We start from the raw sequence: 24,654 nt of genomic DNA, 5'->3' as shown, positions 1-24,654 counted from the left end.
GGGGAACGCTGATGGCTTACTCATATACTGAGAAAAAACGTATCCGCAAGGACTTTAGCAAGTTGCCGGACGTCATGGATGTGCCGTATCTCCTGGCCATCCAGCTGGATTCGTATCGTGAATTCTTGCAAGCGGGAGCGACTAAAGATCAGTTCCGCGACGTGGGCCTGCATGCGGCCTTCAAATCCGTTTTCCCGATCATCAGCTACTCCGGCAATGCTGCGCTGGAGTACGTCGGTTATCGCCTGGGCGAACCGGCATTTGATGTCAAAGAATGCGTATTGCGCGGTGTAACTTACGCCGTACCTTTGCGGGTAAAAGTGCGCCTGATCATTTTCGACAAAGAATCGTCGAACAAAGCGATCAAGGACATTAAAGAGCAAGAAGTCTACATGGGTGAAATCCCCCTGATGACTGAGAACGGTACCTTCGTAATCAACGGTACCGAGCGTGTAATCGTTTCCCAGCTGCACCGTTCCCCGGGCGTGTTCTTCGACCACGACCGTGGCAAGACGCACAGCTCCGGTAAACTGCTGTACTCCGCGCGCATCATTCCTTACCGCGGTTCGTGGCTGGACTTCGAGTTCGACCCGAAAGACTGCGTGTTCGTGCGTATCGACCGTCGTCGCAAGCTGCCTGCATCGGTACTGCTGCGCGCGCTCGGCTATACCACTGAAGAAGTGCTCGACGCGTTCTACACCACCAACGTTTTCCATCTGAGCGGCGAAACCCTCAGTCTGGAACTGATTGCTTCGCGTCTGCGTGGTGAAATTGCTGTTCTGGATATTCAGGACGAGAAGGGCAAGGTCATCGTTGAGGCTGGTCGTCGTATTACTGCGCGCCACATCAACCAGATCGAAAAAGCCGGTCTCAAGACCCTGGAAGTGCCTCTGGACTACGTCCTGGGTCGCACTACCGCCAAGGCCATCGTGCATCCGGCAACCGGCGAAATCCTGGCAGAGTGCAACACCGAGCTGAACACCGAGATCCTGGCAAAAATCGCCAAGTCCCAGGTTGTTCGCATCGAAACTCTGTACACCAACGATATCGACTGTGGTCCGTTCGTCTCCGACACCCTGAAGATCGACTCCACCAGCAACCAATTGGAAGCGCTGGTCGAGATCTATCGCATGATGCGTCCAGGCGAGCCGCCAACCAAAGACGCTGCCGAGACTCTGTTCAACAACCTGTTCTTCAGCCCTGAGCGCTACGACCTGTCTGCGGTCGGCCGGATGAAGTTCAACCGTCGTATCGGTCGTACCGAGATCGAAGGTTCTGGCGTGTTGTGCAAAGAAGACATCGTCGCGGTACTGAAGACTCTGGTCGACATCCGTAACGGTAAAGGCATAGTCGATGACATCGACCACCTGGGTAACCGTCGTGTTCGCTGCGTAGGCGAAATGGCCGAGAACCAGTTCCGCGTTGGCCTGGTACGTGTTGAGCGTGCGGTCAAAGAGCGTCTGTCGATGGCTGAAAGCGAAGGCCTGATGCCGCAAGACCTGATCAACGCCAAGCCAGTGGCTGCGGCGGTGAAGGAGTTCTTCGGTTCCAGCCAGCTTTCCCAGTTCATGGACCAGAACAACCCGCTGTCCGAGATCACCCACAAGCGTCGTGTTTCTGCACTCGGCCCTGGCGGTTTGACTCGTGAGCGTGCTGGCTTTGAAGTTCGTGACGTACACCCGACTCACTATGGTCGTGTATGCCCGATTGAAACGCCGGAAGGTCCGAACATCGGTCTGATCAACTCCCTGGCTGCCTATGCGCGCACCAACCAGTACGGCTTCCTCGAGAGCCCGTACCGTGTGGTTAAAGACGCTCTGGTTACCGACGAGATCGTGTTCCTGTCCGCCATCGAAGAAGCTGATCACGTGATCGCTCAGGCTTCGGCCACGATGAACGACAAGAAAATGCTGATCGACGAGCTGGTAGCTGTTCGTCACTTGAACGAGTTCACCGTCAAGGCGCCGGAAGACGTCACCTTGATGGACGTATCGCCGAAGCAGGTAGTTTCGGTTGCAGCGTCGCTGATCCCGTTCCTCGAGCACGATGACGCCAACCGTGCGTTGATGGGTTCGAACATGCAGCGTCAAGCTGTACCAACCCTGCGTGCTGACAAGCCGCTGGTCGGTACCGGCATGGAGCGTAACGTAGCTCGTGACTCCGGCGTTTGCGTCGTGGCTCGTCGTGGTGGCGTTATCGATTCCGTCGACGCCAGCCGTATCGTGGTTCGTGTTGCTGATGATGAAGTTGAAACCGGTGAAGCTGGTGTCGACATCTACAACCTGACCAAATACACCCGCTCCAACCAGAACACCTGCATCAACCAGCGTCCGCTGGTGCGTAAAGGTGATCGGGTTCAGCGTAGCGACATCATGGCTGACGGCCCGTCCACCGACATGGGTGAGCTGGCGCTGGGTCAGAACATGCGCATCGCGTTCATGGCCTGGAACGGTTACAACTTCGAAGACTCCATTTGCCTGTCGGAACGAGTTGTTCAAGAAGACCGCTTTACCACGATCCACATTCAGGAACTGACCTGTGTGGCACGTGACACCAAGCTTGGGCCAGAGGAAATCACTGCAGACATCCCGAACGTGGGTGAGGCTGCACTGAACAAACTGGACGAAGCCGGTATCGTTTACGTAGGTGCTGAAGTTGGCGCAGGCGACATCCTGGTTGGTAAGGTCACTCCGAAAGGCGAGACCCAGCTGACTCCGGAAGAAAAACTGCTGCGTGCCATCTTCGGTGAAAAAGCCAGCGACGTTAAAGACACCTCCCTGCGCGTGCCTACCGGCACCAAGGGTACCGTCATCGACGTACAGGTCTTCACCCGCGACGGCGTTGAGCGTGATGCTCGTGCACTGTCGATCGAGAAGACTCAACTCGACGAGATCCGCAAGGACCTGAACGAAGAGTTCCGTATCGTTGAAGGCGCCACTTTCGAACGTCTGCGTTCCGCTCTGGTCGGCCACAAAGCCGAAGGCGGCGCCGGTCTGAAGAAAGGTCAGGAAATCACCGACGAAGTTCTCGACGGTCTTGAGCATGGTCAGTGGTTCAAACTGCGCATGGCTGAAGATGCTCTGAACGAGCAGCTCGAGAAGGCTCAGGCCTACATCGTTGATCGCCGCCGTCTGCTGGACGACAAGTTCGAAGACAAGAAGCGCAAACTGCAGCAGGGCGATGACCTGGCTCCAGGCGTGCTGAAAATCGTCAAGGTTTACCTGGCAATCCGTCGCCGCATCCAGCCGGGCGACAAGATGGCCGGTCGTCACGGTAACAAAGGTGTGGTCTCCGTGATCATGCCGGTTGAAGACATGCCGCACGATGCCAATGGCACCCCGGTCGACGTCGTCCTCAACCCGTTGGGCGTACCTTCGCGTATGAACGTTGGTCAGATCCTTGAAACCCACCTGGGCCTCGCGGCTAAAGGCTTGGGCGAGAAGATCAACCGGATGATCGAAGAGCAGCGCAAAGTCGCTGAGCTTCGTAAATTCCTCGACGAGATCTACAACCAGATCGGCGGTCGTAACGAAGATCTGGATAGCTTCTCCGACCAGGAAATCCTGGATCTGGCGAAGAACCTGCGTGGCGGCGTTCCAATGGCCACTCCAGTGTTCGACGGCGCCAAGGAAAGCGAAATCAAGGCCATGCTGAAACTGGCAGACCTGCCAGAAAGCGGCCAGATGCAGCTGACCGACGGCCGTACCGGCAACAAGTTCGAGCGCCCGGTTACTGTTGGCTACATGTACATGCTGAAGCTGAACCACTTGGTAGACGACAAGATGCACGCTCGTTCTACCGGTTCGTACAGCCTGGTTACCCAGCAGCCGCTGGGTGGTAAGGCGCAGTTCGGTGGTCAGCGTTTCGGGGAGATGGAGGTCTGGGCACTGGAAGCATACGGTGCTGCTTACACTCTGCAAGAAATGCTCACAGTGAAGTCGGACGATGTGAACGGCCGTACCAAGATGTACAAAAACATCGTGGATGGCGATCACCGTATGGAGCCGGGCATGCCCGAGTCTTTCAACGTGTTGATCAAGGAAATTCGTTCCCTCGGCATCGATATCGATCTGGAAACCGAATAACACGTGACGCGAATCGAGAGCGGGGCAGGATTGCCCGCTCTCTGCTCCGCCAGGAGGAAAGGCCTTGAAAGACCTACTGAATTTGCTGAAAAACCAGGGTCAAGTCGAAGAGTTCGACGCCATCCGTATTGGATTGGCATCGCCTGAGATGATCCGTTCGTGGTCGTTCGGTGAAGTTAAAAAGCCGGAAACCATCAACTACCGTACGTTCAAACCTGAGCGTGACGGCCTGTTCTGCGCCAAGATCTTTGGCCCGGTGAAGGATTACGAGTGCCTGTGCGGTAAGTACAAGCGCTTGAAGCACCGTGGTGTGATCTGCGAGAAGTGCGGCGTTGAAGTCGCACTGGCTAAAGTTCGTCGTGAGCGCATGGCGCACATCGAACTGGCTTCGCCAGTTGCCCACATCTGGTTCCTGAAATCGCTGCCGTCGCGTATCGGCTTGCTGATGGACATGACCCTGCGTGATATCGAGCGCGTTCTCTACTTCGAGAGCTATGTCGTTATCGACCCAGGCATGACCACCCTTGAAAAAGGTCAGCTGCTGAACGACGAGCAGTACTTCGAAGCGCTGGAAGAGTTCGGCGACGATTTCGATGCCCGCATGGGTGCCGAAGCTGTCCGTGAACTGTTGCACGCTATCGACCTGGAACACGAGATTGGCCGTCTGCGTGAAGAAATTCCGCAAACCAACTCCGAAACCAAGATCAAGAAGCTGTCCAAGCGTCTGAAGTTGATGGAAGCCTTCCAGGGTTCCGGCAACCTTCCAGAATGGATGGTGCTGACCGTTCTGCCGGTACTGCCGCCAGATCTGCGTCCACTGGTCCCGCTGGATGGCGGTCGCTTCGCGACTTCCGACCTCAACGATCTGTATCGTCGAGTGATCAACCGTAACAACCGCTTGAAGCGTCTGCTCGATCTGTCCGCTCCGGACATCATCGTGCGCAACGAAAAGCGTATGTTGCAGGAAGCCGTCGATGCACTGCTCGACAACGGTCGTCGTGGTCGCGCTATCACCGGTTCGAACAAGCGTCCTCTGAAATCCCTGGCTGACATGATCAAGGGTAAGCAAGGTCGTTTCCGTCAGAACTTGCTCGGTAAGCGTGTTGACTACTCCGGTCGTTCGGTAATTACCGTAGGTCCGACCCTGCGTCTGCACCAGTGCGGTCTGCCGAAGAAGATGGCTCTCGAGCTGTTCAAGCCGTTCATTTTCGGCAAGCTGGAAATGCGTGGTCTCGCGACCACCATCAAAGCTGCCAAGAAGATGGTCGAGCGCGAACTGCCGGAAGTTTGGGACGTTCTCGCTGAAGTGATCCGTGAGCACCCGGTTCTCCTCAACCGTGCACCGACCCTTCACCGTCTGGGTATCCAGGCGTTTGAACCGGTACTGATCGAAGGTAAGGCTATCCAGCTGCACCCGTTGGTCTGTGCTGCGTACAACGCCGACTTCGACGGCGACCAAATGGCCGTGCACGTACCGCTGACACTGGAAGCCCAGTTGGAAGCGCGTGCGTTGATGATGTCGACCAACAACATTCTGTCGCCAGCCAACGGTGAGCCAATCATCGTTCCGTCGCAGGACGTTGTATTGGGTCTGTACTACATGACTCGTGAAGCGATCAACGCCAAGGGCGAAGGTCGTGTGTTCGCGGATCTGCAAGAAGTTGACCGTGTGTTCCGTGCCGGCGAAGCCGCACTGCACGCCAAAGTCAAAGTGCGGATCAACGAAACCGTCAACGATCGTGATGGTGGCAGCGTCAAGAACACCCGTATCGTCGACACCACTGTCGGCCGTGCGCTGTTGTTCCAGGTAGTTCCACCTGGCCTGTCGTACGACGTCGTCAACCAGCCGATGAAGAAAAAGGCGATCTCCAAGCTGATCAACCAGTGCTACCGCGTGGTTGGTTTGAAAGAGACCGTGATCTTCGCTGACCAGTTGATGTACACCGGTTTTGCCTATTCGACCATTTCCGGCGTTTCCATCGGTGTTAACGACTTCGTTATCCCGGATGAAAAAGCCCGCATCATCAATGCTGCTACTGATGAAGTGAAAGAGATCGAAAGTCAGTACGCCTCCGGCCTGGTAACCCAGGGCGAGAAGTACAACAAAGTGATCGACCTTTGGTCCAAGGCGAACGATGAAGTTTCCAAGGCGATGATGGCCAACCTCTCGAAAGAGAAAGTCATCGACCGCCATGGCGTCGAAGTCGACCAAGAGTCCTTCAACTCGATGTACATGATGGCCGACTCGGGCGCACGGGGTTCTGCTGCGCAGATCCGTCAGCTCGCCGGTATGCGTGGCCTGATGGCCAAGCCGGACGGTTCCATCATCGAAACGCCGATTACTGCGAACTTCCGTGAAGGTTTGAGCGTACTTCAGTACTTCATCTCCACTCACGGTGCTCGTAAAGGTTTGGCGGATACCGCGTTGAAAACTGCGAACTCCGGTTACCTGACTCGTCGTCTGGTAGACGTGGCGCAGGATCTGGTTGTGACCGAGATCGATTGCGGCACCGAACATGGCCTGGTAATGACTCCGCACATTGAAGGCGGTGACGTTGTTGAGCCGTTGGGTGAGCGCGTATTGGGTCGTGTCATTGCTCGTGACGTGTTCAAGCCGGGTACCGAAGAAATCATCGTTCCTGCCGGTACTCTGGTAGACGAGAAGTGGGTCGAGTTCATCGAGCTGAACAGCATCGACGAAGTGATCGTGCGTTCGCCGATCAGCTGCGAAACCCGCTACGGCATTTGCGCCAAGTGCTACGGCCGTGACCTGGCTCGTGGTCACCAGGTGAACATCGGTGAAGCGGTCGGCGTTATCGCCGCCCAGTCCATCGGTGAGCCGGGTACCCAGCTGACCATGCGTACTTTCCACATCGGTGGTGCGGCAAGCCGGACCTCCGCAGCTGACAGCGTTCAGGTGAAGAATGGCGGTACCGTCCGTCTGCATAACCTGAAGCACGTTGAGCGAGTGGATGGTTGCCTGGTTGCTGTGTCTCGTTCCGGTGAGCTGGCGATCGCTGATGACTTCGGTCGTGAGCGCGAGCGTTACAAGCTGCCGTACGGTGCTGTGATTTCGGTTAAAGAAGGTGACAAGGTCGACGCTGGCGCAATCGTGGCCAAGTGGGATCCGCACACTCACCCAATCGTTACCGAAATGAAAGGTACCGTGACCTACGTGGGCATGGAAGAAGGCATCACGATCAAGCGTCAGACTGACGAATTGACCGGTATGACCAACATTGAAGTACTCGACGCCAAAGACCGTCCAGCTGCCGGTAAAGATATCCGTCCTGCTGTGAAGATGGTTGATGACAACGGCAAGGATCTGTTGCTGCCAGGCACTGACGTTATCGCTCAGTACTTCCTGCCAGCCAACGCCCTGGTCGGTGTTGCGGATGGTGCGAAGATTGCGATCGGTGATGTTATCGCTCGTATCCCGCAAGAGACTTCGAAGACCCGTGACATCACCGGTGGTCTGCCACGTGTTGCCGACTTGTTCGAAGCACGTCGTCCGAAAGAAGCCTCGATTCTGGCTGAAGTCAGCGGCACCATCGCGTTCGGTAAAGAGACCAAAGGCAAGCGCCGTCTGGTTATCACTCCGAACGACGGTACCGATCCGTACGAAGAGCTGATTCCGAAGTGGCGTCACCTGAACGTCTTCGAAGGCGAACAGGTAAACCGCGGCGAAGTTATCTCCGACGGCCCTAGCGATCCACACGACATCTTGCGTCTGCTGGGTGTGAGTGCGCTGGCCAAATACATCGTGAACGAAATCCAGGACGTTTATCGTCTGCAAGGCGTGAAGATCAACGACAAGCACATCGAGACCATCCTGCGTCAGATGCTGCGTAAAGTTGAAATCGCTGAATCCGGCGACTCGACTTTCATCAAGGGCGACCAGATGGAGTTGACTCACGTTCTGGTAGAGAACGAGCGTCTGGCTGGCGACGAGAAATTCGTTTCCAAGTTCACTCGCGTGCTGTTGGGTATCACCAAGGCGTCGTTGTCCACCGAATCGTTCATCTCGGCGGCTTCCTTCCAGGAAACCACTCGCGTACTGACCGAAGCGGCGGTAACCGGCAAGCGCGATTACCTGCGCGGCCTGAAAGAAAACGTGGTCGTGGGTCGCCTGATCCCGGCCGGTACCGGTCTGGCTTATCACAGCGAGCGCAAGCGCCGCCGTGATGCTGACAAACCGTTGCGCGTAAGCGCCAGTGAAGTGGAAGCTGCACTGACCGAAGCGCTGAACTCGAGCGGTAACTGAGTTCTGCGATAAATGAGCGTAAGGCCCTGATCGTTCCGTTCATCGAATCAAGACAATTTGTCGAGGTTCGATGAACGGGAAGGTCGGGGCCTTGCCTTGACTGGGGGCAAGATCCTCTTTAGACTCTTGTACCCCTAAATTTGGCGGGAATTCGTTCCTGCCATTTTGCTTTTCTTGCAAGACAATAGCGTCGCAAGACAACAGTGGAGCTAGTAGATGGCAACTATCAACCAGCTGGTACGTCAGCCGCGTAAGCGTATCGTCGAGAAATCCGACGTACCTGCGCTGCAGAACTGCCCGCAACGTCGTGGCGTATGCACCCGTGTGTATACCACCACGCCGAAAAAACCTAACTCGGCACTGCGTAAAGTATGCCGCGTGCGTCTGACCAACGGTTTCGAGGTTTCCTCGTACATCGGCGGTGAAGGCCACAACCTGCAAGAGCACAGCGTCGTACTGATCCGTGGCGGCCGTGTAAAAGACTTGCCAGGTGTTCGTTACCACACCGTTCGCGGCTCTTTGGATACTTCCGGCGTTAAAGGTCGTAACCAAGGTCGTTCGAAGTACGGTACCAAGAAGCCTAAGTAGTAGTGGCTTTTTGTAAAACTGATTTTCTATTTTTCTGAGTCGATAAGAGTAAGGTCGGAGGCGTCCCGAAAGGGCACCGATTCCGAGCGAACCTGAAGACCGTTTGAGGGCTTATCCATGCCAAGAAGACGCGTAGCAGCCAAGCGCGAAGTGCTTGACGATCCAAAATACGGCAGCCAGATCCTGGCCAAGTTCATGAACCACGTGATGGAAAGCGGCAAGAAAGCCGTTGCCGAGCGTATCGTTTATGGCGCGCTGGAAAAGGTTAAAGAACGCAAGAACAGCGATCCCCTGGAAATCTTCGAGAAAGCTCTCGACGCCATCGCTCCGCTGGTCGAAGTAAAGTCGCGCCGTGTAGGCGGTGCTACTTACCAGGTTCCGGTCGAAGTTCGTCCGTCCCGTCGTAACGCTCTGGCAATGCGCTGGTTGGTAGACTTCGCCCGTAAGCGCGGCGAGAAGTCTATGGCTCTGCGTTTGGCTGGCGAACTGTTGGACGCCGCTGAAGGCAAAGGTGCTGCAGTTAAGAAGCGTGAAGACGTGCACCGTATGGCTGAAGCCAACAAGGCTTTCTCGCACTACCGCTTCTAATTTTAGCGTCACTAATTTTGCGAGGGCTTTATGGCTCGTACAACACCGATTAACCGCTACCGTAACATTGGTATCGTTGCTCACGTGGATGCTGGTAAAACCACCACCACCGAGCGCGTCCTTTTTTACACTGGCAAAAGTCACAAAATGGGCGAGGTGCATGACGGCGCCGCGACCACAGACTGGATGGTTCAGGAGCAGGAGCGTGGTATTACCATTACTTCTGCTGCCATTACCGCCTTCTGGCAGGGTTCCGAGAAGCAGCACAAGGACCAATACCGTTTTAACGTCATCGACACCCCGGGCCACGTTGACTTCACTATTGAAGTTGAGCGTTCCCTGCGTGTTCTCGACGGCGCGGTCGTTGTGTTCTGCGGCACCTCGGGTGTTGAGCCTCAGTCGGAAACCGTATGGCGTCAAGCCAACAAATACGGCGTTCCACGTCTTGTTTACGTAAACAAGATGGACCGTGCTGGTGCGAACTTCCTGCGCGTGATCGGTCAGATCAAGCAGCGTCTGGGTCACACCCCGGTGCCAATCCAGTTGGCCATCGGTTCCGAAGACAACTTCCAGGGTCAGATCGATCTGATGGCTATGGAAGCTGTTTACTGGAATGACGCTGACAAAGGTATGGTTCCAGTTCGCAAGCCTATCCCTGCTGAACTGCAGGAACTGGCTGACGAGTGGCGCGGTAACATGGTTGAGGCTGCGGCCGAAGCCAGCGAAGAGCTGATGAACAAGTACCTCGAAGGTGAAGAACTCACCAACGCGGAAATCAAGGCCGCTCTGCGTCAGCGTACTATCGCTGGTGAGATCGTTCTGGCTGTTTGCGGTTCTTCCTTCAAGAACAAGGGCGTTCCCCTGGTTCTCGACGCCGTTATCGACTACTTGCCTGCGCCTGTTGATATTCCTGCCATCAAGGGTACTGACCCGGATGACGAGACTATCGATCTGGAGCGTCATGCAGACGACAACGAACCGTTCTCCGCTCTGGCATTCAAAATTGCCACCGACCCATTCGTGGGTACCTTGACCTTTGTTCGAGTTTACTCGGGCGTGTTGGCCTCCGGCGACGGCGTGATCAACTCGGTTAAAGGCAAGAAAGAGCGCGTGGGTCGTATGGTGCAAATGCACGCAAACGCCCGTGAAGAAATCAAGGAAGTACGCGCTGGTGACATCGCGGCCTTGATCGGCATGAAGGACGTCACCACCGGTGAGACTTTGTGCAACGCTGACAAGCCAATCATCCTGGTTCGCATGGACTTCCCGGAGCCGGTTATCTCGGTTGCCGTAGAGCCTAAGACCAAGGATGACCAGGAAAAAATGGGTATCGCTCTGGGCAAGCTTGCTCAGGAAGACCCATCTTTCCGCGTCAAGACTGATGAAGAGACTGGTCAAACGATCATCTCCGGCATGGGCGAGTTGCACTTGGACATCCTGGTTGACCGGATGCGCCGCGAGTTCAACGTCGAAGCCAACATCGGTAAGCCTCAAGTTTCGTACCGTGAGCGCATCACGAAGAGTTGCGAAATCGAAGGCAAGTTCGTTCGTCAGTCCGGCGGTCGTGGCCAGTTCGGTCATTGCTGGATTCGTTTTGCTCCTGCTGACGAAGGTCAGGAAGGTCTGCAATTCCTGAACGAAGTAGTGGGTGGTGTGGTTCCTAAGGAATACATCCCGGCTATCCAGAAGGGTATCGAAGAGCAGATGAAGAACGGCGTTGTTGCCGGCTATCCGCTGATCGGCCTGAAGGCTACCGTGTTTGATGGTTCCTACCATGACGTCGACTCCAACGAGATGGCGTTCAAGGTGGCTGCTTCCATGGCGACCAAGCAACTGGCCCAGAAGGGTGGTGGTGAGTTGCTCGAGCCGATCATGGCGGTAGAGGTTGTTACACCTGAAGACTATATGGGTGACGTGATGGGCGACCTTAACCGTCGTCGCGGCATGATCCTGGGTATGGAAGACACGGTCTCCGGCAAAGTAATTCGTGCCGAAGTTCCGCTGGGCGAGATGTTCGGTTATGCGACCGACGTCCGTTCCATGTCCCAAGGTCGCGCAAGCTACTCTATGGAATTCAAAAAATACAATACGGCTCCGTCGCACATCGTCGAAACCGTTACCAAAAAACAAGGCTGATTCAGCCCCTTTAGGCTAGGAGTTAATTGTCGTGGCTAAAGAAAAATTTGTACGTGACCTCCCGCACGTCAACGTTGGCACCATCGGTCACGTTGACCATGGTAAAACCACGCTGACCGCTGCTCTGACTCGCGTCTGCTCCGAAGTTTTCGGTTCGGCCGTTGTTGCTTTCGACAAGATCGACAGCGCTCCGGAAGAAAAGGCTCGTGGTATCACCATCAACACCGCGCACGTTGAATACAACTCGCTGATCCGTCACTACGCTCACGTTGACTGCCCAGGTCACGCTGACTATGTGAAGAACATGATCACCGGTGCTGCTCAGATGGACGGCGCTATCCTGGTTTGCTCGGCCGCTGATGGTCCAATGCCGCAAACCCGTGAGCACATCCTGCTGTCCCGTCAGGTTGGCGTTCCGTACATCGTTGTCTTCCTGAACAAGGCTGACATGGTAGACGACGCTGAGCTGTTGGAACTGGTTGAGATGGAAGTGCGCGATCTGCTGAGCACTTACGACTTCCCGGGCGATGACACTCCGATCATCATCGGTTCGGCTCTGATGGCTCTGAACGGCCAAGACGACAACGAAATGGGCACCACTGCCGTTCGTAAACTGGTTGAGACTCTGGACAGCTACATTCCAGATCCAGTCCGTGTTATCGACAAGCCGTTCCTGATGCCAATCGAAGACGTATTCTCGATCTCCGGTCGCGGTACTGTTGTAACTGGCCGTATCGAGCGCGGTATCGTCAAGGTTCAGGATTCGCTGGAAATCGTTGGTCTGCGTGACACTACCGTCACCACCTGCACCGGTGTTGAAATGTTCCGTAAGCTGCTCGACGAAGGTCGTGCTGGCGAGAACTGCGGCGTTCTGCTGCGTGGTACCAAGCGTGACGACGTTGAGCGTGGCCAGGTTCTGGTCAAGCCAGGTTCGGTTAAGCCGCACACCAAGTTCGAAGCTGAAGTCTACGTTCTGAGCAAAGAAGAAGGCGGTCGTCACACTCCGTTCTTCAAAGGCTACCGTCCACAGTTCTACTTCCGTACTACTGACGTGACTGGTAACTGCGAACTGCCGGAAGGCGTTGAAATGGTAATGCCAGGCGACAACATCAAAATGGTTGTCACCCTGATCAAGACCATCGCAATGGAAGACGGTCTGCGTTTCGCTATCCGTGAAGGCGGTCGTACCGTCGGCGCTGGCGTCGTAGCCAAAATCATCGAGTAAGCTCTTTTTGAGTAAGCTTTGATGAATTGAAAAAGCCCCCGCTTAGCGGGGGCTTTTTTATTGGGTTGACACCTATATGGGGCGTCTATAGAATTGCGCCTCCTTTTAACGGGCGTATTGCGCTCGGTGGGAATAGCAGCCGGAGTCTGAAATCCAATGCAAAATCAGCAAATCCGTATCAGGTTGAAGGCTTTTGACCATCGCCTGATCGACCAATCCACCCAGGAAATCGTGGAAACCGCGAAACGTACTGGTGCTCAAGTGCGTGGTCCAATTCCACTGCCTACCCGTAAAGAGCGGTTCACCGTTCTGGTCTCCCCGCACGTCAACAAAGACGCGCGTGACCAGTACGAGATCCGTACTCATAAGCGCGTTCTGGACATCGTCCAGCCAACGGATAAAACCGTTGATGCTCTTATGAAGCTTGATCTTGCGGCCGGTGTGGAAGTACAGATCAGCCTCGGCTAAGACTCGGTCTTAGTCGTGTAACGCTCTGAAATGGGCGGCCATAGCGGGTGAAAGCCCCGTACACTCATGAGGTTTACAACATGACTATTGGTGTAGTCGGTCGTAAATGCGGTATGACCCGTATTTTCACCGAAGAAGGTGTCTCCATTCCGGTCACGGTCATTGAGATCGAGCCGAATCGCGTCACCCAGTTCAAAACTGAAGAGACCGATGGCTATCGTGCAGTGCAAGTCACTGTAGGCGAGCGTCGTGCTTCGCGTGTTACAGCTGCTCAAGCTGGCCACTTCGCTAAAGCGAACGTTGCCGCTGGTCGTACCGTAATGGAATTCCGCCTTGAAGAAGGCGAGTACCAGGCCGGCGATCTGATCAACGCTGAAATCTTCGCCGCTGGTCAACTGGTTGATGTAACCGGTCAGTCCAAGGGTAAAGGCTTCCAGGGTACGATCAAGCGTTGGAACTTCCGCGGGCAAGATAATACCCACGGTAACTCCGTGTCCCACCGCGTTCCAGGCTCTATCGGCCAGTGCCAGACTCCTGGTCGTGTATTCAAGGGCAAAAAAATGTCCGGTCATATGGGCGCTGAGCGCGTGACCGTGCAGTCCCTCGAAGTAGTGCGCGTGGACGCTGAACGCAATCTGTTGTTGGTCAAGGGCGCTGTTCCTGGCGCTACTGGCGGCAACTTGGTTGTACGTCCAGCAGCCAAGGCTCGCGGTTAAGGGGAAGCTGACATGCAATTAAATGTAAATGACGCTCAAGCGATCGAAGTTTCCGAACTGACATTTGGCGGCGAATTCAACGAGACGCTCGTTCACCAAGCAGTCGTGGCCTACATGGCCGGCGGCCGTCAAGGTAGCAAGCAGCAAAAGACCCGTTCCGACGTTCGTGGTGGCGGTAAGCGCCCATGGCGTCAGAAAGGTACTGGCCGTGCTCGTGCCGGTACTATCCGTAGCCCAATCTGGCGTGGCGGCGGTACCACTTTCGCAGCTCGTCCTCAGGATCACACCCAGAAGCTGAACAAGAAGATGTATCGCGCAGCAATGCGTTCCATCCTTGCTGAGCTGGTGCGTACTGATCGTCTGGTTGTGGTTCAGGACTTCGCTGTTGATGCACCGAAGACCAAAGATCTGCTGAACAAACTGACCGGCATGGGCCTGACTGACGTCTTGATCGTGTCTGAAGTAGTTGATCAGAACCTGTACCTGGCTGCTCGTAACCTGCCACACGTTGATGTACGTGACGTGCAAGGTTCCGATCCAGTTAGTCTGATCGCATACGACAAGGTGTTGATCACCGTGTCGGCCGTGAAGAAATTCGAGGAGCTGCTGGGATGAACCAGGAACGCGTATTTAAAGTTCTGCTTGGCCCGCACGTTTCCGAGAAGGCTACGGTTCTGGCTGACAAAAAAGGCCAGTTCGTTTTCAAGGTTGCAACTGACGCAACCAAGCTGGAAATCAAGAAGGCCGTCGAAAGCCTGTTCAGCGTGAAAGTAGAGCGTGTTACTACCCTGAATGTTCTGGGTAAGAGCAAGCGCACTGCTCGCGGTCTGGGCAAGCGTAATGACTGGAAGAAGGCAGTTATCTCCCTTCAGCCAGGCCAAGATCTCGATTTCAGCAGCAGTGCTGAGTAAGGAAGGGGTGCATCATGGCAATCGTTAAATGCAAACCGACTTCCCCTGGCCGCCGTTTTGTGGTCAAGGTGGTCAACCAGGAGCTGCATAAAGGCGCTCCTCACGCACCGCTGCTCGAGAAAAAATCGAAGACTGGTGGTCGTAACAACAATGGTCGCATTACCACTCGTCACATCGGTGGTGGCCATAAGCAGCATTATCGTCTGGTCGATTTCCGTCGCAACGACAAAGATGGCATCTCTGCCACTGTCGAGCGTATTGAATACGATCCAAACCGTACTGCTCACATCGCTCTGCTGCTGTACGCAGATGGCGAGCGTCGCTACATCATCGCCCCTAAAGGCGTGAGTGCTGGTGACCAGCTGATCGCAGGTGCTTTGGCACCGATCAAGCCGGGCAACGCTCTGCAACTGCGTAACATTCCAGTTGGTAGCACCGTACACGGCATCGAATTGAAGCCAGGTAAAGGCGCGCAAATCGCTCGTTCCGCTGGTGCTTCGGCTCAGCTGATCGCTCGTGAAGGTGTCTACGTGACCCTGCGTCTGCGTTCTGGTGAGATGCGTAAAGTGCTGGCTGAATGCCGCGCGACCCTGGGTGAAGTCTCGAACTCCGAGCACAGCCTGCGTTCGCTGGGTAAAGCTGGTGCCAAACGCTGGCGTGGCGTTCGCCCAACCGTTCGTGGTGTTGCCATGAACCCGGTTGACCACCCACATGGTGGTGGTGAAGGTCGTACCTCTGGTGGTCGTCATCCGGTATCGCCATGGGGCTTCCCGACTAAGGGCGCGAAGACTCGTGGTAATAAGCGTACCGACAAAATGATCGTCCGTCGTCGCAAGTAAATAGAGGGATACGACAGTGCCACGTTCTCTGAAAAAAGGTCCTTTTATTGATCTTCACCTACTGAAGAAGATCGAAGTGGCGGCGGAAAAGAACGATCGCAAACCAGTTAAGACCTGGTCGCGCCGTTCCATGATCCTGCCACAAATGGTCGGTTTGACCATTGCTGTGCATAACGGTCGTCAACATGTTCCAGTTCTCGTGAACGAAGACATGGTCGGCCACAAACTAGGCGAGTTTGCCGGTACCCGCACATATCGTGGGCACGTGGCAGACAAGAAAGCCAAGCGTTAAGGGGTAAGGAACGATGGAAGTAGCCGCTAAGTTGTCGGGCGCTCGAATCTCCGCCCAGAAAGCCCGCTTGGTCGCCGACCAGATCCGCGGGAAGAAGGTGGGCGAAGCGCTCAACCTGTTGGCTTTCAGCAGTAAGAAAGCCGCCGAGATCATGAAGAAAGTGCTGGAGTCGGCCGTAGCCAACGCCGAGCACAACGAAGGCGCAGACGTTGATGACCTTAAAGTCAGCACCGTTTTCGTCAACGAAGGGCGTTCGCTGAAGCGAATCATGCCACGTGCCAAAGGCCGTGCTGATCGCATCGTCAAGCGGTCTTGCCATATCACTGTCAAGGTTGCTGACAAGTAACGGAGTCGAAGAGATGGGTCAGAAAGTACATCCCATTGGCATTCGCCTGGGAATCGTCAAGGAGCACACCTCCGTCTGGTACGCAGACGGTCGGACTTATGCGGACTATTTGTTCGCTGATCTGAAGGTGCGCGAGTATCTCCAAGACAAACTAAAAAGCGCGTCCGTAAGCCGTATCGATATCCATCGTCCGGCTCAAACTGCACGTATCACCATCCACACCGCTCGTCCAGGTATCGTTATCGGGAAGAAAGGTGAAGATGTTGAGAAACTGCGTCAGGACCTGACCAAGCAAATGGGTGTGCCTGTGCACATCAATATCGAAGAGATCCGCAAGCCGGAGCTCGACGGTATGCTGGTTGCGCAGAGCGTAGCTCAGCAGCTGGAGCGTCGCGTAATGTTCCGTCGCGCTATGAAGCGCGCTGTTCAGAACGCCATGCGCATTGGTGCCAAAGGCATCAAAATCCAAGTGAGCGGTCGTCTCGGCGGTGCTGAAATCGCACGTACTGAATGGTATCGCGAAGGTCGTGTGCCACTGCACACCCTGCGTGCCGACATCGACTATGCCAACTACGAAGCTCACACCACTTACGGTGTGATCGGTGTAAAGGTTTGGATCTTCAAAGGCGAAGTAATTGGTGGTCGCCAAGAAGAACTGAAACCACAAGCACCAGCGCCTCGTAAAAAAGCTGCTAAGTAAGGGGTACGCCAAATGTTGCAACCAAAGCGTACGAAGTTCCGCAAGCAGATGACAGGCCACAACCGTGGTCTGGCTCAGCGCGGTAGCAAAGTCAGCTTCGGCGAATATGCGCTGAAGTCTGTAGCTCGTGGTCGTCTCACCGCTCGTCAGATCGAGTCAGCGCGTCGTGCACTGACCCGTCACGTTAAACGTGGCGGCAAGATCTGGATCCGTGTATTCCCGGACAAGCCTATTTCCAAAAAGCCACTCGAAGTTCGGATGGGTAAAGGTAAGGGTAGTGTGGAGTACTGGGTTGCCCAGATTCAGCCAGGCAAAGTCCTGTATGAAATCGAGGGTGTTACTGAAGAGCTGGCGCGTGAGGCTTTTGCCCTGGCTGCTGCAAAGCTGCCGCTCGCCACCGCCTTTGTTAAACGGACGGTGATGTGATGAAAGCGAATGAACTTCGTGAAAAATCCGCACAGCAGCTGAACGAGCAACTGCTCGGCTTGCTGCGCGACCAGTTCAATCTGCGTATGCAGAAAGCAACTGGCCAGTTGGGGCAGTCTCATCTGCTCTCGCAAGTTAAGCGTGACATCGCTCGCGTGAAGACTGTGCTCAACCAGCAGGCAGGTAAGTAATCATGGCTGAAGCCGAAAAAACTGTCCGTACGCTGACTGGCCGTGTTGTCAGCGACAAGATGGACAAAACCATCACCGTTCTGATCGAGCGTCGCGTAAAGCACCCGATCTACGGTAAATACGTTAAGCGTTCGACTAAGCTGCACGCGCACGACGAAACCAATCAGTGCCACATCGGCGACAAAGTCACTATTCGTGAAACTCGTCCTTTGGCCAAGACCAAGTCTTGGGCGCTGGTTGATGTTCTCGAACGCGCTGTGGAAGTCTAAGGACTAGGGGTCGGAGAAATTATATGATTCAGACTCAATCCATGCTCGATGTGGCCGATAACAGCGGCGCTCGCCGCGTTATGTGCATCAAGGTGCTGGGTGGCTCCCATCGTCGTTACGCTGGTATCGGTGACATCATCAAAGTTACCGTGAAGGAAGCAATTCCTCGCGGTAAAGTGAAAAAAGGCCAAGTGATGACTGCTGTTGTAGTCCGCACTCGTCACGGCGTACGTCGTGCTGATGGCTCCATTATCCGCTTTGATGGCAACGCTGCTGTTCTTCTGAACAACAAGCAAGAGCCGATCGGCACCCGTATCTTTGGGCCAGTGACCCGTGAACTTCGTACTGAGAAGTTCATGAAGATCGTCTCGCTCGCCCCAGAAGTGCTGTAAGGAGATCCGACATGCAAAAGATTCGTCGTGACGACGAGATCATCGTGATCGCCGGCAAAGACAAAGGTAAGCGCGGTAAGGTGCTTAAGGTTCTCGCTAATAACCGTCTGGTTATTGGTGGTCTGAACCTGGTTAAGCGTCATACCAAGCCAAACCCGATGTCGGGCGTACAAGGCGGTATCGTCGAAAAAGAAGCTCCACTGGACGCTTCTAACGTCGCCATTTTCAACGGCGAAACCAACAAGGCTGATCGCGTTGGTTTCAAAGTAGAAGACGGCAAGAAAATTCGTGTCTTCAAGTCGACCCAAAAAGCGGTTGATGCTTGAACACTGCTAGGTAGAAGACCATGGCACGACTAAAAGAGATTTACTGGAAGGAAATCGCACCGAAGCTTAAGGAAGAACTTAAGCTTTCGAACGTGATGGAAGTTCCACGCGTTACAAAAATCACCCTGAACATGGGTCTGGGCGAAGCGGTCGGTGACAAAAAAGTCATCGAGCACGCTGTTGCCGACCTGGAAAAGATCACCGGTCAGAAAGTCGTTGTGACTTACGCTCGGAAATCCATCGCTGGCTTTAAAGTCCGTGAAGGTTGGCCGATCGGCGTCAAAGTGACTCTGCGCCGTGAGCGTATGTACGAATTCCTGGATCGTCTGCTGTCGATCTCCCTGCCTCGGGTTCGCGACTTCCGCGGCCTGAATGCCAAGTCCTTCGATGGTCGTGGTAACTACAGCATGGGCGTCAAAGAGCAGATCATCTTCCCGGAAATCGACTACGACAAGATCGATGCTCTCCGCGGTCTGGACATTACCCTGACCACCACTGCCAAGAACGATGATGAAGGTCGCGCGCTGCTGCGTGCTTTCAAATTCCCGTTCCGCAACTGATTGGAGTAGGAAAATGGCCAAGATGAGCATGAAAAACCGCGAGCTGAAGCGTCAGCTCACGGTTGCCAAGTACGCCAAAAAGCGTGCAGCACTGAAAGCTATCATCGTTGATCTGAACGCAAGTCCAGAAGCACGTTGGGAAGCTACAGTAGCTCTGCAGAAGCAGCCACGTGATGCAAGCGCCTCGCGCATGCGTAACCGCTGCCGCCTGACCGGTCGTCCACACGGCGTTTACCGCAAGTTCGGCCTCGGCCGTAACAAACTGCGTGAAGCTGCAATGCGTGGTGACGTACCTGGTCTGGTTAAAGCCAGCTGGTAAGCACTATCAAAGTCTCGGTGGTCGGAATCGCAAGATACTGACCACCGGTGACCTTGAACTTGAATCAAGCCCCTTTTGGGGCTTGATTCATTTGTGGGGTGTGTCTAGAATACCCGGCTCGCCTGAGCCCGTGCTTTTTTCGCATGGATGTCCTCGGCGACAAGTAGTAGCCGCAAGGCTAATTTTTTTGTATTAGGAGCGTCTAGCCCATGAGTATGCAGGACCCGTTAGCGGACATGCTAACTCGAATCCGTAATGCCCAGATGGCTGAAAAGTCCGTCGTAAGCATGCCATCTTCTACTTTGAAGGTAGCTGTTGCCAAAGTCCTGAAGGACGAAGGTTACATTGCGGGTTATCAGATCAGCAGCGAAATCAAACCACTGCTGTCCATCGAGCTGAAGTACTTCGAAGGCCGTCCGGTCATCGAGGAAGTGAAGCGCGTTAGCCGTCCAGGCCTGCGTCAGTACAAGTCCGTCGATGATCTGCCAAAAGTTCGTGGCGGTCTCGGTGTGTCTATCGTCTCCACCAACAAAGGTGTGATGACGGATCGTGCTGCGCGCGCTGCCGGTGTCGGCGGCGAAGTTCTTTGCACTGTGTTCTAAGGGGGGATAAGCATGTCACGCGTCGCTAAGAACCCCGTTAAGCTGCCAGCCGGTGTCGAAGTAAAATTCGCAGGCCAACAGCTTTCGGTGAAGGGTGCCAAGGGCACTCTCGAACTGAACATCCATTCGTCCGTTGAGATCGTTGAAGAAGCTGGTGAGCTGCGTTTCGCTGCTCGCAATGGCGATCAACAAACTCGCGCAATGGCTGGTACCACTCGTGCGTTGGTAAACAACATGGTCCAAGGCGTAAGCCAAGGCTTCGAGCGTAAGCTCCAGCTGGTCGGTGTTGGTTATAAAGCGCAAGCAAAAGGCACAGTGCTGAACCTGGCTCTTGGCTTCTCGCACCCAGTGGATTATGAACTGCCGGAAGGCATCACCGCTGAGACTCCTAGCCAAACCGACATCCTGATCCGGGGTATCGATAAGCAGCTGGTAGGTCAAGTGGCCGCCGAGATCCGCGACTTCCGTCCACCAGAGCCGTACAAAGGCAAAGGTGTGCGCTACGCGGACGAAGTCGTCCGTCGTAAAGAAGCCAAGAAGAAGTAGGGCATAGCAAATGACCGACAAAAAAGTTACTCGACTGCGTCGCGCTCGCAAAGCACGCCTGAAAATGCACGAACTCGAAGTCGTGCGTCTCTGCGTGTTCCGCTCGTCGCAGCACATCTACGCCCAGGTCATTTCGGCCGACGGCAACAAAGTCCTGGCATCTGCCTCGACTTTGGATAAAGAACTGCGTGATGGCGCCACTGGCAACATCGACGCGGCCACTAAGGTTGGCCAGCTGGTCGCTACGCGTGCTAAAGCCGCTGGCGTCTCGCAGGTGGCTTTCGACCGCTCTGGCTTCAAGTATCACGGCCGCGTCAAGGCGCTGGCTGATGCTGCTCGTGAAGCTGGGCTGGAGTTCTAAGTTATGTCAAATAACGACCAAAAGCGCGACGAAGGCTACATTGAGAAGCTGGTTCAAGTTAACCGCGTAGCCAAAACCGTTAAAGGCGGCCGTATCTTCACTTTCACCGCGTTGACCGTGGTTGGTGATGGTAAAGGGCGTGTTGGCTTCGGCCGTGGCAAGTCACGTGAAGTGCCTGCCGCGATCCAGAAGGCAATGGAAGCTGCTCGTCGCAACATGATCCAAGTTGATCTGAACGGCACCACTCTGCAGTACGCAATGAAGTCCGGTCACGGCGCTTCGAAGGTGTACATGCAGCCTGCTTCTGAAGGTACCGGTATCATCGCTGGCGGCGCTATGCGTGCTGTCCTCGAAGTTGCTGGCGTTCAGAACGTTCTGGCCAAGTGCTACGGCTCGACAAACCCGGTAAACGTGGTTCACGCCACTTTCAAAGGTTTGAAAGCTATGCAGTCTCCTGAATCCATTGCCGCCAAGCGTGGCAAAAGCGTCAAGGAGATCTTCTGATCATGGCTACCGTTAAAGTTACGCTGATCAAAAGCATGACCGGCCGCATCCCTAACCACAAACTGTGCGTTAAGGGTCTGGGTCTGCGTCGCATCGGTCACACTGTAGAAGTACTTGATACTCCCGAGAATCGCGGGATGATCAACAAGGCTTACTACATGCTGCGTGTCGAGGGTTAATCGATGAAACTCAATGATCTGAGTCCAGCGCCGGGTTCCCGTCGCGAAAAGCATCGTCCGGGCCGTGGTATCGGTAGTGGTTTGGGCAAGACCGGTGGCCGTGGCCACAAAGGTCAGTCCTCCCGCTCCGGTGGCACCATTGCTCCAGGCTTTGAAGGCGGTCAACAGCCGCTGCATCGTCGCCTGCCGAAGTTCGGTTTCGTTTCCCTGAAGGCCATGGACCGCGCAGAAGTGCGTCTGTCCGAACTGGCTAAAGTGGAAGGCGACATCGTCACCGTGCAGTCCCTGAAAGATGCCAACGTGATCAACGTCAACGTACAGCGTGTGAAAATCATGCTGTCCGGCGAAGTTACTCGCGCTGTGACCATCGGAAAGGGAATCGGCGCCACCAAAGGTGCGCGTGCGGCTATCGAAGCAGCTGGCGGCAAGTTCGAGGAATAAATGGCTAAGCAAGGTGCTCTCTCTGCGCTCGGCAAAGGCGGTATGTCTGAACTCTGGGCTCGTCTGCGTTTTCTGTTCCTGGCGATTATCGTCTACCGAATAGGCGCACACATCCCGGTTCCAGGTATCAACCCGGACCGACTCGCGGACCTGTTTCGACAGAATGAGGGGACCATTCTTAGCTTGTTCAACATGTTTTCCGGCGGCGCGCTGGAACGGATGAGCATCTTTGCACTGGGGATCATGCCGTACATTTCGGCATCGATCATCATGCAGCTGATGACCGCCGTCAGCCCGCAGTTGGAGCAGTTGAAGAAGGAAGGTGAAGCTGGGCGTCGCAAGATTGCCCAGTACACCCGCTACGGCACTGTCGTCCTCGCTCTCGTTCAGGCAATTGGCATGTCCATTGGTCTGGCGGGGCAGGGCGTATCGTTCACTGGTGACTTTGGCTTCCATTTCGTCGCGGTATCCACTTTTGTGGCTGGTGCGATGTTCATGATGTGGCTGGGTGAGCAGATTACTGAGCGTGGTGTTGGCAACGGTATCTCGATGTTGATTTTCGCAGGTATCGTCGCCGGTCTTCCGAGAGCGATCGGGCAGTCTTTCGAGTCTGCGCGTCAGGGTGACATCAACATTTTCGCCCTGGTTGCGATCGGTTTGCTGGCAGTAGCGATTATCGGTTTTGTGGTGTTCATTGAGCGTGGTCAGCGTCGTATTGCTGTTCACTACGCCAAGCGTCAGCAGGGCCGCAAGGTCTTCGCTGCGCAGACTAGCCACTTGCCGCTGAAGGTGAACATGGCCGGTGTTATTCCGGCTATTTTCGCGAGCAGCATTTTGCTGTTCCCGGCTTCGTTGGGTACCTGGTTCGGCCAGTCTGAAGGTATGGGCTGGTTGCAGGACATCTCGCAGTCGATCGCTCCTGGTCAGCCGTTGAATATTCTGCTGTTTAGTGCAGGGATTATTTTCTTCTGCTTCTTCTATACGGCGTTGATGTTCAATCCGAAAGACGTAGCGGAAAACCTGAAGAAGTCCGGTGCCTTTATTCCGGGCATCCGTCCAGGCGAGCAGTCGGCGCGCTACATTGATGGCGTTCTGACCCGTTTGACCCTGTTCGGTGCTCTATATATGACGGCCGTGTGTCTGTTGCCCCAGTTCCTGGTGGTTGCAGCAAACGTACCGTTCTACCTTGGCGGGACCTCGTTGCTGATCGTCGTCGTGGTTGTGATGGACTTCATGTCCCAAGTACAATCGCACCTCGTTTCGCACCAGTACGAATCCCTGATGAAGAAAGCCAACCTGAAGGGTTACGGCAGCGGCATGTTGCGCTGAGTACCCATAAGGTTCGAGGAGTTGGTGATGAAAGTTCGTGCATCGGTGAAAAAGCTGTGCCGTAACTGCAAAATTATTCGCCGCGAAGGTGTTGTTCGAGTAATTTGCAGCGCGGAACCGCGTCACAAACAGCGCCAAGGCTGAGTGTGATTGTGCTTCAAGCCCGGTAGCTAGTGCGCTACCGGGTTGATTATTTGTTATTACAGCGATATTATCTCGCGCCCTATTTCTTGGCTTCCGGGGCGTAGGTAGCTGTCAATTGGAGTCCCACTGAATGGCCCGTATTGCAGGCGTTAACATTCCAGATAACAAGCATACTGTTATCTCGCTGACCTACATCTATGGTGTTGGTCGCACTACTGCGCAGAAGATCTGTGCAGTGACTGGGGTAAACCCAGCCGCAAAGATCAAGGATCTGAGCGACGAGCAGATTGAACAGCTGCGTGGCGAAGTGGCGAAGTTCACCACTGAAGGTGACCTGCGTCGCGAAATCAACATGAAAATCAAGCGTTTGATGGACCTCGGTTGCTATCGCGGTCTGCGTCATCGTCGTGGTCTTCCAGTGCGCGGTCAGCGTACCAAGACTAACGCGCGTACCCGTAAAGGTCCGCGTAAGCCGATCCGCAAGTAATCGCCCCAGCGAATCGACAGGAAATTAATCATGGCTAAACCTGCTGCTCGTCCTCGTAAAAAAGTTAAAAAGACAGTGGTTGATGGCATTGCCCACATCCATGCATCTTTTAACAACACAATCGTGACCATCACCGACCGTCAAGGCAACGCTCTTTCCTGGGCTACCTCCGGTGGTTCGGGTTTCCGCGGTTCCCGCAAGTCCACCCCGTTTGCTGCTCAAGTAGCTGCTGAACGTGCTGGTCAAGCTGCGCTGGAATACGGTCTGAAAAACCTCGACGTTAACGTCAAAGGTCCAGGCCCAGGTCGTGAATCTGCAGTCCGCGCTTTGAACGGCTGTGGCTACAAGATCGCCAGCATCACCGACGTGACGCCAATCCCGCACAACGGGTGCCGTCCGCCGAAGAAGCGCCGCGTGTAA

General features: G+C 54.9%; 31 protein-coding genes. All 31 read left to right on the top strand.

The window, feature by feature from the left end; genetic code table 11:
• Positions 1-11 precede the first annotated feature (11 nt).
• A complete protein-coding gene (gene rpoB, locus ACYZTY_RS25495; RefSeq protein WP_461955948.1) occupies positions 12-4,085 on the top strand; it encodes a DNA-directed RNA polymerase subunit beta in 4,074 nt (1,357 codons plus the stop codon).
• 64 nt (positions 4,086-4,149) lie between these two features.
• Positions 4,150-8,349, top strand: coding sequence for a DNA-directed RNA polymerase subunit beta' (gene rpoC, locus ACYZTY_RS25490; protein WP_008145492.1), 4,200 nt, complete (start codon positions 4,150-4,152; stop codon positions 8,347-8,349).
• Between the two features lie 216 nt (positions 8,350-8,565).
• A complete protein-coding gene (gene rpsL, locus ACYZTY_RS25485) occupies positions 8,566-8,937 on the top strand; it encodes a 30S ribosomal protein S12 (RefSeq protein WP_002555494.1) in 372 nt (123 codons plus the stop codon).
• Positions 8,938-9,054: 117 nt separating this feature from the next.
• Positions 9,055-9,525: a 30S ribosomal protein S7 gene (rpsG, locus tag ACYZTY_RS25480; RefSeq protein WP_002555493.1), complete on the top strand. Its 471-nt coding sequence runs from the start codon at positions 9,055-9,057 to the stop codon at positions 9,523-9,525.
• A gap of 30 nt (positions 9,526-9,555) precedes the next feature.
• A complete protein-coding gene (fusA, locus tag ACYZTY_RS25475; protein ID WP_131062046.1) occupies positions 9,556-11,661 on the top strand; it encodes an elongation factor G in 2,106 nt (701 codons plus the stop codon).
• Positions 11,662-11,692: 31 nt separating this feature from the next.
• Positions 11,693-12,886 carry an elongation factor Tu gene (tuf, locus tag ACYZTY_RS25470; protein ID WP_131062045.1) on the top strand — a complete coding sequence of 398 codons (1,194 nt, stop codon included), beginning with the start codon at positions 11,693-11,695 and terminating at the stop codon, positions 12,884-12,886.
• A gap of 156 nt (positions 12,887-13,042) precedes the next feature.
• A complete protein-coding gene (gene rpsJ / locus ACYZTY_RS25465; RefSeq protein WP_003186070.1) occupies positions 13,043-13,354 on the top strand; it encodes a 30S ribosomal protein S10 in 312 nt (103 codons plus the stop codon).
• Positions 13,355-13,434: 80 nt separating this feature from the next.
• Positions 13,435-14,070 carry a 50S ribosomal protein L3 gene (gene rplC, locus ACYZTY_RS25460; RefSeq protein WP_003186059.1) on the top strand — a complete coding sequence of 212 codons (636 nt, stop codon included), beginning with the start codon at positions 13,435-13,437 and terminating at the stop codon, positions 14,068-14,070.
• 12 nt (positions 14,071-14,082) lie between these two features.
• Positions 14,083-14,685: a 50S ribosomal protein L4 gene (gene rplD / locus ACYZTY_RS25455; protein WP_007896707.1), complete on the top strand. Its 603-nt coding sequence runs from the start codon at positions 14,083-14,085 to the stop codon at positions 14,683-14,685.
• The gene (gene rplW / locus ACYZTY_RS25450) at positions 14,682-14,981 is read left to right on the top strand and encodes a 50S ribosomal protein L23 (protein WP_002555488.1); all 300 of its coding nucleotides are present in this window, start codon (positions 14,682-14,684) and stop codon (positions 14,979-14,981) included. The genes rplD and rplW overlap by 4 nt, the downstream gene beginning before the upstream one ends.
• Before the next feature lie 14 nt (positions 14,982-14,995).
• Positions 14,996-15,820 (top strand): 50S ribosomal protein L2, encoded by an 825-nt coding sequence (gene rplB / locus ACYZTY_RS25445; protein ID WP_003176423.1) that lies wholly within the window; start codon positions 14,996-14,998, stop codon positions 15,818-15,820.
• Positions 15,821-15,836: 16 nt separating this feature from the next.
• On the top strand, positions 15,837-16,112 hold the full coding sequence (rpsS, locus tag ACYZTY_RS25440; RefSeq protein WP_002555486.1) for a 30S ribosomal protein S19: 276 nt from the start codon (positions 15,837-15,839) through the stop codon (positions 16,110-16,112).
• Positions 16,113-16,125: 13 nt separating this feature from the next.
• Positions 16,126-16,458: a 50S ribosomal protein L22 gene (rplV, locus tag ACYZTY_RS25435; protein ID WP_003103908.1), complete on the top strand. Its 333-nt coding sequence runs from the start codon at positions 16,126-16,128 to the stop codon at positions 16,456-16,458.
• A gap of 13 nt (positions 16,459-16,471) precedes the next feature.
• Positions 16,472-17,158 (top strand): 30S ribosomal protein S3, encoded by a 687-nt coding sequence (gene rpsC, locus ACYZTY_RS25430; protein ID WP_003176422.1) that lies wholly within the window; start codon positions 16,472-16,474, stop codon positions 17,156-17,158.
• A gap of 12 nt (positions 17,159-17,170) precedes the next feature.
• On the top strand, positions 17,171-17,584 hold the full coding sequence (gene rplP / locus ACYZTY_RS25425) for a 50S ribosomal protein L16 (RefSeq protein WP_045057467.1): 414 nt from the start codon (positions 17,171-17,173) through the stop codon (positions 17,582-17,584).
• Positions 17,584-17,775, top strand: a complete 192-nt coding sequence (gene rpmC / locus ACYZTY_RS25420; protein ID WP_002555481.1) for a 50S ribosomal protein L29 — start codon at positions 17,584-17,586, stop codon at positions 17,773-17,775. The genes rplP and rpmC overlap by 1 nt, the downstream gene beginning before the upstream one ends.
• A 2-nt stretch (positions 17,776-17,777) precedes the next feature.
• Complete coding sequence (gene rpsQ / locus ACYZTY_RS25415) at positions 17,778-18,044, top strand: 30S ribosomal protein S17 (protein WP_003176419.1); 267 nt, start codon at positions 17,778-17,780, stop codon at positions 18,042-18,044.
• A gap of 23 nt (positions 18,045-18,067) precedes the next feature.
• The gene (gene rplN, locus ACYZTY_RS25410) at positions 18,068-18,436 is read left to right on the top strand and encodes a 50S ribosomal protein L14 (protein WP_002555479.1); all 369 of its coding nucleotides are present in this window, start codon (positions 18,068-18,070) and stop codon (positions 18,434-18,436) included.
• Positions 18,437-18,447: 11 nt separating this feature from the next.
• Positions 18,448-18,762 carry a 50S ribosomal protein L24 gene (gene rplX / locus ACYZTY_RS25405; protein WP_003176416.1) on the top strand — a complete coding sequence of 105 codons (315 nt, stop codon included), beginning with the start codon at positions 18,448-18,450 and terminating at the stop codon, positions 18,760-18,762.
• A 20-nt stretch (positions 18,763-18,782) separates the two neighbouring features.
• Entirely contained in the window at positions 18,783-19,322 is a 540-nt protein-coding gene (gene rplE / locus ACYZTY_RS25400; RefSeq protein WP_003176415.1) for a 50S ribosomal protein L5, read from the top strand.
• A 13-nt stretch (positions 19,323-19,335) separates the two neighbouring features.
• A complete protein-coding gene (gene rpsN / locus ACYZTY_RS25395) occupies positions 19,336-19,641 on the top strand; it encodes a 30S ribosomal protein S14 (RefSeq protein ID WP_003176414.1) in 306 nt (101 codons plus the stop codon).
• 209 nt (positions 19,642-19,850) lie between these two features.
• The gene (gene rpsH, locus ACYZTY_RS25390; RefSeq protein ID WP_003186040.1) at positions 19,851-20,243 is read left to right on the top strand and encodes a 30S ribosomal protein S8; all 393 of its coding nucleotides are present in this window, start codon (positions 19,851-19,853) and stop codon (positions 20,241-20,243) included.
• Positions 20,244-20,255: 12 nt separating this feature from the next.
• Positions 20,256-20,789, top strand: a complete 534-nt coding sequence (rplF, locus tag ACYZTY_RS25385; RefSeq protein ID WP_007896774.1) for a 50S ribosomal protein L6 — start codon at positions 20,256-20,258, stop codon at positions 20,787-20,789.
• Between the two features lie 10 nt (positions 20,790-20,799).
• A complete protein-coding gene (gene rplR, locus ACYZTY_RS25380) occupies positions 20,800-21,150 on the top strand; it encodes a 50S ribosomal protein L18 (RefSeq protein WP_003186037.1) in 351 nt (116 codons plus the stop codon).
• Positions 21,151-21,153: 3 nt separating this feature from the next.
• Complete coding sequence (gene rpsE / locus ACYZTY_RS25375; protein WP_007943782.1) at positions 21,154-21,654, top strand: 30S ribosomal protein S5; 501 nt, start codon at positions 21,154-21,156, stop codon at positions 21,652-21,654.
• 2 nt (positions 21,655-21,656) lie between these two features.
• Entirely contained in the window at positions 21,657-21,833 is a 177-nt protein-coding gene (rpmD, locus tag ACYZTY_RS25370) for a 50S ribosomal protein L30 (protein WP_003186033.1), read from the top strand.
• Positions 21,834-21,836: 3 nt separating this feature from the next.
• Entirely contained in the window at positions 21,837-22,274 is a 438-nt protein-coding gene (gene rplO / locus ACYZTY_RS25365; protein ID WP_007896782.1) for a 50S ribosomal protein L15, read from the top strand.
• Positions 22,275-23,603: a preprotein translocase subunit SecY gene (gene secY / locus ACYZTY_RS25360; protein WP_008073883.1), complete on the top strand. Its 1,329-nt coding sequence runs from the start codon at positions 22,275-22,277 to the stop codon at positions 23,601-23,603.
• Between the two features lie 27 nt (positions 23,604-23,630).
• On the top strand, positions 23,631-23,747 hold the full coding sequence (rpmJ, locus tag ACYZTY_RS25355) for a 50S ribosomal protein L36 (RefSeq protein ID WP_002555468.1): 117 nt from the start codon (positions 23,631-23,633) through the stop codon (positions 23,745-23,747).
• Between the two features lie 130 nt (positions 23,748-23,877).
• Positions 23,878-24,234, top strand: coding sequence for a 30S ribosomal protein S13 (rpsM, locus tag ACYZTY_RS25350; protein ID WP_003186020.1), 357 nt, complete (start codon positions 23,878-23,880; stop codon positions 24,232-24,234).
• Between the two features lie 30 nt (positions 24,235-24,264).
• Positions 24,265-24,654 carry a 30S ribosomal protein S11 gene (rpsK, locus tag ACYZTY_RS25345; protein ID WP_002555466.1) on the top strand — a complete coding sequence of 130 codons (390 nt, stop codon included), beginning with the start codon at positions 24,265-24,267 and terminating at the stop codon, positions 24,652-24,654.

This window comes from Pseudomonas sp. LB1P83 (assembly GCF_054897885.1).
Note: the sequence above shows the minus strand (reverse complement) of the source record. Positions and strands in the feature narration are given on the sequence as shown.

Bases quoted from the DNA above. Each gene is read 5' to 3' on its own strand.
- rplR (WP_003186037.1), top strand. From the start codon at position 20,800: ATGACCGACAAAAAAGTTACTCGACTGCGTCGCGCTCGCAAAGCACGC.
- rplV (WP_003103908.1), top strand. From the start codon at position 16,126: ATGGAAGTAGCCGCTAAGTTGTCGGGCGCTCGAATCTCCGCCCAGAAA.
- rplD (WP_007896707.1), top strand. From the start codon at position 14,083: ATGCAATTAAATGTAAATGACGCTCAAGCGATCGAAGTTTCCGAACTG.
- rpsE (WP_007943782.1), top strand. From the start codon at position 21,154: ATGTCAAATAACGACCAAAAGCGCGACGAAGGCTACATTGAGAAGCTG.
- rpsK (WP_002555466.1), top strand. From the start codon at position 24,265: ATGGCTAAACCTGCTGCTCGTCCTCGTAAAAAAGTTAAAAAGACAGTG.
- rpsC (WP_003176422.1), top strand. From the start codon at position 16,472: ATGGGTCAGAAAGTACATCCCATTGGCATTCGCCTGGGAATCGTCAAG.
- rpsL (WP_002555494.1), top strand. From the start codon at position 8,566: ATGGCAACTATCAACCAGCTGGTACGTCAGCCGCGTAAGCGTATCGTC.
- rplB (WP_003176423.1), top strand. From the start codon at position 14,996: ATGGCAATCGTTAAATGCAAACCGACTTCCCCTGGCCGCCGTTTTGTG.
- rplF (WP_007896774.1), top strand. From the start codon at position 20,256: ATGTCACGCGTCGCTAAGAACCCCGTTAAGCTGCCAGCCGGTGTCGAA.
- rplX (WP_003176416.1), top strand. From the start codon at position 18,448: ATGCAAAAGATTCGTCGTGACGACGAGATCATCGTGATCGCCGGCAAA.
- rpsQ (WP_003176419.1), top strand. From the start codon at position 17,778: ATGGCTGAAGCCGAAAAAACTGTCCGTACGCTGACTGGCCGTGTTGTC.
- rplO (WP_007896782.1), top strand. From the start codon at position 21,837: ATGAAACTCAATGATCTGAGTCCAGCGCCGGGTTCCCGTCGCGAAAAG.
- rpsJ (WP_003186070.1), top strand. From the start codon at position 13,043: ATGCAAAATCAGCAAATCCGTATCAGGTTGAAGGCTTTTGACCATCGC.
- fusA (WP_131062046.1), top strand. From the start codon at position 9,556: ATGGCTCGTACAACACCGATTAACCGCTACCGTAACATTGGTATCGTT.
- rpsN (WP_003176414.1), top strand. From the start codon at position 19,336: ATGGCCAAGATGAGCATGAAAAACCGCGAGCTGAAGCGTCAGCTCACG.
- rplN (WP_002555479.1), top strand. From the start codon at position 18,068: ATGATTCAGACTCAATCCATGCTCGATGTGGCCGATAACAGCGGCGCT.
- secY (WP_008073883.1), top strand. From the start codon at position 22,275: ATGGCTAAGCAAGGTGCTCTCTCTGCGCTCGGCAAAGGCGGTATGTCT.
- rpsG (WP_002555493.1), top strand. From the start codon at position 9,055: ATGCCAAGAAGACGCGTAGCAGCCAAGCGCGAAGTGCTTGACGATCCA.
- rplC (WP_003186059.1), top strand. From the start codon at position 13,435: ATGACTATTGGTGTAGTCGGTCGTAAATGCGGTATGACCCGTATTTTC.
- rplP (WP_045057467.1), top strand. From the start codon at position 17,171: ATGTTGCAACCAAAGCGTACGAAGTTCCGCAAGCAGATGACAGGCCAC.
- rpmC (WP_002555481.1), top strand. From the start codon at position 17,584: ATGAAAGCGAATGAACTTCGTGAAAAATCCGCACAGCAGCTGAACGAG.
- rpsM (WP_003186020.1), top strand. From the start codon at position 23,878: ATGGCCCGTATTGCAGGCGTTAACATTCCAGATAACAAGCATACTGTT.
- rplW (WP_002555488.1), top strand. From the start codon at position 14,682: ATGAACCAGGAACGCGTATTTAAAGTTCTGCTTGGCCCGCACGTTTCC.
- rpsH (WP_003186040.1), top strand. From the start codon at position 19,851: ATGAGTATGCAGGACCCGTTAGCGGACATGCTAACTCGAATCCGTAAT.
- rpmD (WP_003186033.1), top strand. From the start codon at position 21,657: ATGGCTACCGTTAAAGTTACGCTGATCAAAAGCATGACCGGCCGCATC.
- rplE (WP_003176415.1), top strand. From the start codon at position 18,783: ATGGCACGACTAAAAGAGATTTACTGGAAGGAAATCGCACCGAAGCTT.
- rpmJ (WP_002555468.1), top strand. From the start codon at position 23,631: ATGAAAGTTCGTGCATCGGTGAAAAAGCTGTGCCGTAACTGCAAAATT.
- rpoB (WP_461955948.1), top strand. From the start codon at position 12: ATGGCTTACTCATATACTGAGAAAAAACGTATCCGCAAGGACTTTAGC.